The organism is Yersinia sp. Marseille-Q3913 (assembly GCF_963892745.1).
GTDB lineage: Bacteria > Pseudomonadota > Gammaproteobacteria > Enterobacterales > Enterobacteriaceae > Yersinia > Yersinia bercovieri.
This window is the reverse complement of the sequence record NZ_CAWQAF010000077.1, coordinates 176341-185446: the sequence shown is the minus strand read 5'-3', so window position 1 is coordinate 185446 and position 9106 is coordinate 176341. Positions and strand designations below refer to the sequence as shown.

Below are 9106 nucleotides of genomic sequence, written 5' to 3'. Positions count from 1 at the left end.
CATAAAAAACTGCACCTTACTTTGTTGAGTGTCCAACATTTGGGGTGCAGTTCATTTTACTGACTGGCTTTTTTAGTGACAATTTTTATGACTCGATCATCTTAAGTTGGAATATCTGAATATTAAGTGAGGTGGTACGTTATCGCTGATTCAATATTTATTGTATCAGGAAATAAGCATCGCTTTGATGGCATTTTTTAATGTCGGAATATATATTAGTTTTTAATCACAAGGAGGTTTTATGGGCTTGAATAATTGGATGTCGCGCTTAAGGGATAATACGTCACTCAGTCATATATCCATCCCAGGAACACATGATTCCGCCTCATTCCATATCAGTACTTTTGGTGGCGGCTTCTCCCAAACACAAATCTGGAATATAAAAACACAACTTAATAATGGCATACGGTTCCTGGATGCACGATGCCGCCTTATTGATAATATTTTGACCATGCACCATGGTTCTGTATTTCTAAACCAATACTTTGGTGATATTATTATTTCTTGCATTGATTTCTTACATAAAAACCCAACAGAGTTTATTATTTTATCTGTCAAACAAGAACATACAGTAGAGAATAGCACAAAAAGCTTTGCTGAAGTCATATTCAAACACTATATTACGCCTCATAAGAATAAGTTTTATTTGGCTAATGATATCCCCATGATTGGTGAAGTTAGAGGTAAGATAGTTCTGTTTCGGCGTTATAATGGAGGCAATATAGGTATTAATGCAACCCCCTGGAAAGATGATGCGACATTTTCAATTAAAAATGGTGGCTTTAATATCTATGTCCAAGATGATTATGAGGGCTATACCGGTTTGAGCATACATTTTAAAAGGAAATTTGTCGAAAACTTATTAAAGAGGGCAAAAAATGAGAATCTCACAAACTTATATATTAACTTCACCAGCGTATCGGGCCTGCTATCGCCCTATTCCGGTGCTAAAGGCCATTTCATGATTGATGGAATGAATATTTGGTTCTGCAAAAAATATAGAGGCAAGCAGTTTTTGGGTATTATTGTTGCCGACTATGTCGATATTGAAAATGGGGCCATTATTAAGACAATCATCAATTCAAATAATTTCACATAACCTTTCACGTTAGTCAGTCAGCTTTTCTCTGACTGGCTTTTTTAGTAACGGAAAACTATTGCTCGTTAGAGACTATAAATTTTCGCCATTGGTGCTAATAACATTTTGATACCAATAGAAGTTTTTTTTGCGGTAGCGCTCCAGGGTGCCATTGCCGTCATTATCCTGATCAACATAATTGAGTTTCTGCTTAATATTATCCAATGTCGACACGCCAATAATAAACTCATTACGGTAGAGACGTTTGATATCCCAAAGCAGCATATTCTGACATGAACGCCCTGCTTTGTCCGTTCAATAGCAAAACTTAAAAGAGTTCATTCTCTTTTAAGTTTTGCCTGCTCTGACACAATAACAATCCGTTGAATCCGCTACATCATAAAGAGTTAGTTGTTGCAAGTTACGATAATAATTCCGCCCTCTTTTGTGAGCCATTTCATACCCATAAGGCAGCTCCCGCCGCCAACGCCAAGAGCCGCAGCACTGCTGCCCTAGATGAAAACACTAATATATATGCTTGTTGAATGATAAACTTATGCCATAGCAACAATGCCCTGCCATGCCCCTAACTGAATATGAGTCACGAATAAATGCAAGATAAACAAGTGGTTAATCAAAAAACTCAATACGATTTGAACAAATTACAAAAACGCTTGCGCCGTAATGTCGGTCAGGCGATTGCTGATTTTAATATGATTGAAGAGGGTGACCGGGTAATGGTCTGCCTTTCTGGGGGCAAAGACAGCTATACCATGCTGGATATTTTGCAAAGCCTGCAAAAAAGCGCACCAATCAACTTCACCTTGATCGCCGTTAATCTGGATCAGAAACAGCCGGGCTTCCCGGAAGATATTCTACCAGCTTATCTGGATAAACAGGGCGTAGAATATAAGATTGTGGAAGAGAATACCTACGGGATAGTGAAAGAGATTATCCCCGAAGGAAAAACCACCTGCTCACTCTGCTCTCGCCTACGCCGTGGAATTTTGTACCGCACCGCCACTGAGTTAGGGGCGACCAAGATAGCTTTGGGTCATCATCGTGATGATATTTTGCAAACGCTGTTTCTGAATATGTTCTATGGCGGGAAGCTGAAAGGTATGCCACCTAAGTTGATGAGCGACGACGGTAAACATATCGTCATTCGCCCACTGGCCTACTGCCGTGAGAAAGATATTGAGCGGTTTGCCGTGGTAAGAGAGTATCCGATTATTCCTTGTAACTTATGTGGCTCGCAGCCTAATCTGCAACGTCAGGTGATCAAAGACATGTTACGTGACTGGGATAAACAGTATCCGGGTCGCATCGAAACGATGTTTAGCGCCATGCAAAATGTGGTGCCGTCGCACTTAAATGACCATAAATTGTTTGATTTTAAAGGTATTACGCACGACAGCGAGGTGGTTGACGGCGGTGATCTGGCGTTTGATCGCGAAGAGTTGCCACTGCAACCGGTAGGCTGGCAACCGGAAAGTGACGAAGAGAATGAAAATAAGCCGCTGGTACGCCTCGACGTGGTAGAAATTAAGTAAACTCCAGCAACTATCGCCTCATTCAGTTTAGTGTTTGGGATGAGGCGACTCTCGATTGTTTGACTCAGTCGACTGTTTTACCTAAAAAAAACATAAAAAAAATGCCGATGTTGAGACAACATCGGCATCGTAACAATTATGTGCTATGCAGTAATTCAAAAATAAAAGTATTACAAATATGGAGCGCAACGCCCATCGCTTGACGTTGCATTCACCTGCAAAGTGATAATGCCTGAGTCATTACCCTCAAATGTTGATATGGCTCAATTTTGCAGTGATTAACCCCTGTCTGCCCTACTCTTTTACTCCACTATTCATTGCTATCTAGAGCCATTTACTGTGCTTTAACCACCAGGCAACACCTAATACTAAAACCACCAACATCATGCAAAATGTCGCGAAACCAAAAGAGTCTGTGTTACCAGGGATCCCGCCCAGGTTGACCCCAAACAGGCCAGTTAGAAAGGTGGTCGGTAAAAATACCATCGCCAGTAGCGACATGGTGTAAGTTCGCCGGTTCATTGCATCGGCCATTAATGAACTAATTTCATCGGACAGCACCGCAGTCCTCGCGATGCTGGAATCTAAATCCTCTAAACCACGCCCCAGGCGCTCTGAGATCTCCTGCATACGACGCCGATCATCATCGTTCATCCATGGCAGCCGTTCACTGGCGAGTCGTGAGAAGACATCCCGCTGGGGTGCCATGTAGCGACGCAAGACAATCAACTGTTTGCGTAGCAGGGCCATTTGCCCGCGCTGCGGGATTTTCTGTTCCAGTAAGTCATCTTCAAGATCGATAATTTTATCGTGCAAATCTTCAATAAATTCGCTGGTATGGTCAGTCAGGCCATCAACAATCTCCACCAGCCAATTGCCACTGTTTGTCGGGCCAGTGCCACTTTGCAAATCATTCAGCACATCATCAATGGAGTAAACTTTGCGATGACGGGTTGAAACAATCAATTTATCCGTCATATAGACTCGGATAGTGACTAGCTGATCGGGGCGAGCATCATTATTAAAATTGATACCCCGCAGGGTTATCATAGTGCCATCGCCTAAGCGGGTAACCTTGGGGCGCACACTCTCACCGGCCAGTCCGTCACGCACCACCTCCGGCAGCAGTGGGGTATTTTGCAGCCAGTCGGCACTTGCCGGGTGAGTGTAATCCAGATGCAACCAGCAAGGTTGCTCCGCAGTGGCGAGCGCATCAGGAGTGATTGATGTCACGCCGCCCTTACCGTCCAACTGATAGGCATAAACTGCATCTGAGACTTGAAGTGCTTTCCCTTCGACTACATCCACAACACTATCCTCAATTCGGCATTTATCATGCAATTAGCTCAGTGTAGCGCTAGCTACCTGATCTTTAAAGGGGATGTACTCGGATAACCAATGACTAAGGATATGTAATGTTAAAGATCACGAGAGAGTAGATACTTTGATATACAATTCGCCCCAATGGATAACAGTCATAGGTTAAAGGAATATTGATTATGGAAATCAGTATCATAACATTAATGAAAGCATTAATTGGTGGCGCAGGCGCGGGGTTTGCAATGACGGGTTGCTTATCTTTCTTCGTACCCGCATTAACTGTTACCGCATCCTTTGCACTTACATTTGCCGCTCTGGGGGGCGCAATAACCGCAGGAATTTATCTGAAAAATGGCTTGGTAACCTGATTTGGGGCAGCTCTCTTCTCACTGGTACTCGCCGCAAACCACCGATGAGCTAACGAGGTTCTACTGCATCATCTGTATCTCTTATATGGCAGTTCATATTGTTTGGGATTGTCTTTCAAAAAAGACGCCGCCATTCGCATTAGAGAATCTGCAATATAAACTGAACGAATTATATGCATCATCGACTTTTGCAACCAGCGCATTTTTCTTTTTGATTCTTTTCGATATACAAAATCCATTGAGATCTTCAGATGCATTTATCTTTCCCTTGATCATAGCGTCTCTCACAGGATTTATGATCTCCATCGCGGCGATTGTACCTAAGCAATCCCAACATAAAACTGCAAAATAAATTTCATCTATTGATTATTTAATGTAGTTAAAATGCAAAACCGCCGATAATTACCGGCGGCTTACTTATTTTCACATCACAACAGATCAAAAAAATGATATTCAGTGTTTGATAATGTACAGGGTGTGGCTATATGCGACATCTTCCGGGTTGGTAATGGGGTAGCCTTTCACCCATGGCTTAATTAAGCGCCCATTGGTGAATTGATATATTGGCGCTATCGGCACCTGCTCCGCAATAATCTGCTCGGCCTTATTATAATCATCATTTAATAATTTGGGATTCGTCTGTCGGCCCGCTTCATTTAGCAGGCGGTCATAATCCGCACTCTTAAATTTGGCAATATTCCCACTGTGCATCGAGGTCAGTAGCGACAGGAAGGTCGATGGTTCATTGTAGTCGCCCACCCATGATGCACGTACTACATCAAAATTACCGGTATTGCGACTATCAATGTAGGTTTTCCACTCCTGGTTAATCATCCGCACATCCACACCCAATGTTTTCTTCCACATCGAAGCAATGGCAATGGCTAATTTCTGATTGTTGTCAGATGTATTGTACAACAATGATAATTTAAGCGGTTTATCCGGGCCATAACCCGCAGCATGGAGCAGTGCCTTGGCTTGCGCATCCAACTCATCTTGATCTTGTTGCTGCAAGACATTCGCCACCGGGTGATAATTGGCGGTAACATCAGGGGTAAAGCGATAAGCTGGTTTCTCACCCGTGCCCAATACCTTTTCAGCAATAATCTTACGATCAATGGCATAAGATAATGCTTTGCGTACCCGAACATCATTGGTCGGCGCACGCTGGGTATTAAAGGCGTAATAATAGGTGCCGAGCTGATCCGGCGTATAAACCTGACCCGGAATATCTTTTAACAGTTTCTGATATAAATTCTTCGGAAAAGACTCGGTAATATCGATATCCCCTGCCTGATAACGTTTAGTGGCATTCGCTTCCTGATTGATTGGAATAAAGGTCACTTTAGTCAAGACAGTATGAGCGTGGTCCCAATAGTGTTCATTCGGCACCAAAACTAATTTCTCATTGACCACGCGGTCTTGCAATTTAAATGCGCCGTTTCCGACCAGATTACCGACTTTCGTCCAGTCACTGCCGTACTTTTCAACAATGGCTTGTGGCACTGGGAATAAGCTAAAATTAGCCGTCAAACTGGGGAAATAAGGCACCGGCCGAATGAGCTTAACTTTTAAAGTATGATCATTAACGGCACTCACCCCCAAACTTTCTGGTGGCATTTTTCCGGCAATGATTTGTTGGGCATTTTCTACGCCGGCCAGCTCAGCAAACCAGGCAAAAGGAGATAAACTTTTAGGGGCAACTAAACGACGCCAGCTATAGACAAAGTCTTGCGCCGTCACCGGATCGCCATTAGACCATTTCGCATCTTTACGTAACGTAAAGATGTAAGTTTGATTATCGGTGGTTTGCCAGTTGGTGGCGACACCTGGAATAACTTCACCCTGCGCATTCTGGTTAACCAGCCCTTCGAACAGGTCCCGGTCAACCTGTGCCTCTATTAGCCCTACGGCTTTCATCGGATCAAGGGATGCCGGTTCATCTTTAAGGTGACGAACAATTTCTTGTTTCTCAGCCAGTACCGTGCCAGCGGGGAGATCAGCGGCACTTGCCGTGCCCAATGCTGAGCCAACCCATGCGGCACACAATGCATAACGGAAATAGCGCATAATTGATAACCTTTTCGTTGTTGTTCCATGTCAGCGAGTTGTTGTTATTTGTCAGCAAATTGTTCTTTGTTAGCGAAAACAAAAAAAGCCGAATAAACATAAACTAGCAGATTAAATGCCTGAGTGACGATGGGAAAATAAAAAATAGTGCATTCAATGACAATGTGGAATATCGCCAGCCCTCAACACCGTAATCAGTAATTGAATTTCGCCCCTGTTTTTGTTTAATCTCTATTTTGTCTATCAAAAAAATAACTTATCTTATTGATTCAAAGTAATAATGTTAGATGCTATGTTTAACGGTAATATTTATGTTTTCGCGATAACAGGGAGTATTATGAGTCAACATCGGCCTCGCTCAGCGCGCGGAAATCTGGTCAACTTAGGCCAGCCCTATGGCAAATCTCTGCTGGGTGCACCGCTGCACTATTTCCCCGCCTCCCACTTATCGGTAAATCCTGGGCTGATTATCGCCGGAACCCATGGGGATGAGAGCGCCGCCATTGTTGCTCTCTCCTGTGCGCTGCGCACTATCTCACCGGAACAGCAGCGCCACCACGTGGTGTTGGCAGTCAATCCAGATGGTTGCCAATTGGGGCTACGGGCGAATGCCAATGGGGTTGATCTTAATCGTAATTTCCCCGCCGAAAACTGGCAGTCAGGAGAGACGGTCTATCGCTGGAACAGTGTGGCTGATGCGCGAGATGTACTGTTATCGGCAGGCGAACAGGCGGGATCTGAGCCGGAAACCCAGGCTTTATGTGAATTAATTACTCAGTTGGCACCGCGTTGGGTAGTTTCATTCCATGAACCGCTGGCCTGCATTGAGGATCCTGATAGCTCTGCGCTGGGTGCACGGCTGGCGGCTAATTTTAACTTGCCGCTGGTCACCAGTGTGGGTTACGCCACACCCGGCTCCTTTGGCAGTTGGTGCGCAGATCGCCATTTACCTTGTATCACCGCAGAATTACCGCCAATCTCTGCTGATGCCGCCAGTGAGTGCTATCTGGCGGCATTGATTGATTTATTGACGCTAACTGATTAAGTCGATAGATCAATCGCCCCGGTTGAGAAGCGCAGCCCACCCTCAACATCCTGCGCCAACCAAGTGGGGCCGTCCAAATCAACAAAGCGAGCACCCGGAGCCAAAGGTAATGCGGCTCGAATGGCGCGGGAAGTGCACAACATGCAGCCGAGCATAATGGCGAATCCCAGTGATTTCGCCTGCTCGGCCAACAGCAATGCCTCAGTGAGTCCACCACTTTTATCCAGCTTAATATTGACCATATCATAGCGACCAACCAGACCGGCTAAGTCAGCTCGCGTGTGGCAACTCTCATCAGCGCAAATGGGCAACGGATGAATAAAATTCTGCAAACAATCGTCCTGACGCGCAGGCAATGGCTGCTCAAGCATGGCGACGCCTAAATCAGCCAGTAGCTGGCAACGGGCCGCCAAACCCTCAGGGTGCCAAGACTCATTAGCATCGACGATTAACGTCACTTCAGGCGCAGCACTGCGGATCGCCACTAATCGCTCGGCAATAAGATGGTCATCAAGCTTGATTTTCAGTAGATTGGCACCCTGTCGCGCCAATGCGCTGGCACTATACGCCATGGTTTCTGGCGCACCAATGCTCACCGTCTGGGCCATTGCAATATGAGCGACTGGCGATATCTGGCTCATGTGCCATAAACTTTGCTGATGCTGCAAACACTCCAGTTGCCATAGCGCACAATCCACCGCGTTCCTTGCCGCCCCAGCGGGTAAAAGTTGCTGTAACGCGCCTCGTGCCCCCCCCTCTTCTATGGCGCTTACGACCAAGGCAAGCTGGGCCATCACCGAAGATTCACTTTCGCCATAATGGGGATATGGCGTACATTCGCCAAACGCCAGGATGCCATTTTCTTCAATTTCGACCACCACCACTTTCGCCTCTGTACGGCTACCACGGGAAATAACAAACGCAGAGTGTAGAGGCCAGGCCTCAGGGTAGAAACGCATTGTTCTCAATTATGGCTCCTTGGCAGTATTCGGACTTTGGCACCCGACGTTAGAATCTAACCTAAACAAAATCTCCGGTATTTGGCAAATTTCTCATATCCAAGCTGCCATTGTTACCTTAAACTGAACTTCGTGTTACACATCTGTAAAAGGGAGCAAACAATGACACAAACCGTACATTTTCAAGGCAATCCAGTGACCGTCGCCGGTCAATTGCCGCAAGTGGGCGATAAAGCGAAAGACTTTACTTTGGTAGCGAAAGATTTATCTGACGTGGCCTTGAGCAACTTCGTTGGCAAACGTAAAGTCCTGAATATCTTCCCAAGTATTGATACTGGTGTTTGTGCGGCATCGGTACGTAAATTCAATCAACTGGCAGGCGAACTTGAGAACACTGTAGTTCTTTGCATCTCCTCAGACTTGCCATTTGCCCAATCACGTTTTTGCGGTGCAGAAGGTCTGAGCAACGTGACTACACTGTCAACTTTACGTGGCGCTGACTTCAAACAAGCTTACGGTGTGGCTATTACTGAAGGCCCATTGGCTGGTTTGACTGCACGTGCTGTGGTGGTTCTGGATGGACAGGACAACGTGATCTACAGTGAGTTGGTTAACGAAATCACTACTGAACCAAACTATGATGCCGCACTGGCAGCACTGAAATAAGTCGACAATTCTCGGTTTGAATCAAACCGGAGTATAGATTCAAAACG

9 protein-coding genes are annotated in these 9106 nt (G+C 45.2%); 5 read left to right on the top strand and 4 right to left on the bottom strand.

Annotation, left to right across the window (positions count from 1 at the left end; all coding sequences use genetic code 11):
• Positions 1-241: 241 nt before the first annotated feature.
• On the top strand, positions 242-1099 hold the full coding sequence (locus AACW11_RS19090; protein WP_212585188.1) for a phosphatidylinositol-specific phospholipase C: 858 nt from the start codon (positions 242-244) through the stop codon (positions 1097-1099).
• A gap of 72 nt (positions 1100-1171) precedes the next feature.
• On the opposite strand, the gene AACW11_RS19085 is transcribed toward AACW11_RS19090, so the two are convergent.
• Positions 1172-1363, bottom strand: a complete 192-nt coding sequence (locus AACW11_RS19085; protein WP_249192797.1) for a hypothetical protein — start codon at positions 1361-1363, stop codon at positions 1172-1174.
• 326 nt (positions 1364-1689) lie between these two features.
• Between AACW11_RS19085 and ttcA the strand changes: the two genes are divergently transcribed.
• Positions 1690-2631 (top strand): tRNA 2-thiocytidine(32) synthetase TtcA, encoded by a 942-nt coding sequence (gene ttcA, locus AACW11_RS19080; RefSeq protein ID WP_212585187.1) that lies wholly within the window; start codon positions 1690-1692, stop codon positions 2629-2631.
• A gap of 324 nt (positions 2632-2955) precedes the next feature.
• On the opposite strand, the gene zntB is transcribed toward ttcA, so the two are convergent.
• Positions 2956-3939 carry a zinc transporter ZntB gene (gene zntB / locus AACW11_RS19075; RefSeq protein WP_212585186.1) on the bottom strand — a complete coding sequence of 328 codons (984 nt, stop codon included), beginning with the start codon at positions 3937-3939 and terminating at the stop codon, positions 2956-2958.
• A 191-nt stretch (positions 3940-4130) separates the two neighbouring features.
• Between zntB and AACW11_RS19070 the strand changes: the two genes are divergently transcribed.
• The gene (locus AACW11_RS19070; RefSeq protein WP_212585185.1) at positions 4131-4319 is read left to right on the top strand and encodes a hypothetical protein; all 189 of its coding nucleotides are present in this window, start codon (positions 4131-4133) and stop codon (positions 4317-4319) included.
• Between the two features lie 453 nt (positions 4320-4772).
• Here AACW11_RS19070 and AACW11_RS19065 read toward each other — a convergent pair whose 3' ends face one another.
• Positions 4773-6389 carry a peptide ABC transporter substrate-binding protein gene (locus AACW11_RS19065; protein WP_212585184.1) on the bottom strand — a complete coding sequence of 539 codons (1617 nt, stop codon included), beginning with the start codon at positions 6387-6389 and terminating at the stop codon, positions 4773-4775.
• Between the two features lie 337 nt (positions 6390-6726).
• Between AACW11_RS19065 and mpaA the strand changes: the two genes are divergently transcribed.
• Positions 6727-7434 carry a murein tripeptide amidase MpaA gene (gene mpaA, locus AACW11_RS19060; RefSeq protein WP_212585183.1) on the top strand — a complete coding sequence of 236 codons (708 nt, stop codon included), beginning with the start codon at positions 6727-6729 and terminating at the stop codon, positions 7432-7434.
• Here the strand turns inward: mpaA and ycjG are convergent.
• Positions 7431-8402 (bottom strand): L-Ala-D/L-Glu epimerase, encoded by a 972-nt coding sequence (gene ycjG / locus AACW11_RS19055; protein ID WP_212585182.1) that lies wholly within the window; start codon positions 8400-8402, stop codon positions 7431-7433. The genes mpaA and ycjG overlap by 4 nt on opposite strands.
• Before the next feature lie 153 nt (positions 8403-8555).
• Between ycjG and tpx the strand changes: the two genes are divergently transcribed.
• Positions 8556-9059: a thiol peroxidase gene (gene tpx / locus AACW11_RS19050; protein WP_005270467.1), complete on the top strand. Its 504-nt coding sequence runs from the start codon at positions 8556-8558 to the stop codon at positions 9057-9059.
• Positions 9060-9106: the final 47 nt, after the last annotated feature.

Coding starts and splice junctions, on each gene's coding strand:
- AACW11_RS19085 (WP_249192797.1), bottom strand. CDS start 1,363: ATGCTGCTTTGGGATATCAAACGTCTCTACCGTAATGAGTTTATTATT.
- AACW11_RS19070 (WP_212585185.1), top strand. CDS start 4,131: ATGGAAATCAGTATCATAACATTAATGAAAGCATTAATTGGTGGCGCA.
- ttcA (WP_212585187.1), top strand. CDS start 1,690: ATGCAAGATAAACAAGTGGTTAATCAAAAAACTCAATACGATTTGAAC.
- AACW11_RS19090 (WP_212585188.1), top strand. CDS start 242: ATGGGCTTGAATAATTGGATGTCGCGCTTAAGGGATAATACGTCACTC.
- mpaA (WP_212585183.1), top strand. CDS start 6,727: ATGAGTCAACATCGGCCTCGCTCAGCGCGCGGAAATCTGGTCAACTTA.
- tpx (WP_005270467.1), top strand. CDS start 8,556: ATGACACAAACCGTACATTTTCAAGGCAATCCAGTGACCGTCGCCGGT.
- AACW11_RS19065 (WP_212585184.1), bottom strand. CDS start 6,389: ATGCGCTATTTCCGTTATGCATTGTGTGCCGCATGGGTTGGCTCAGCA.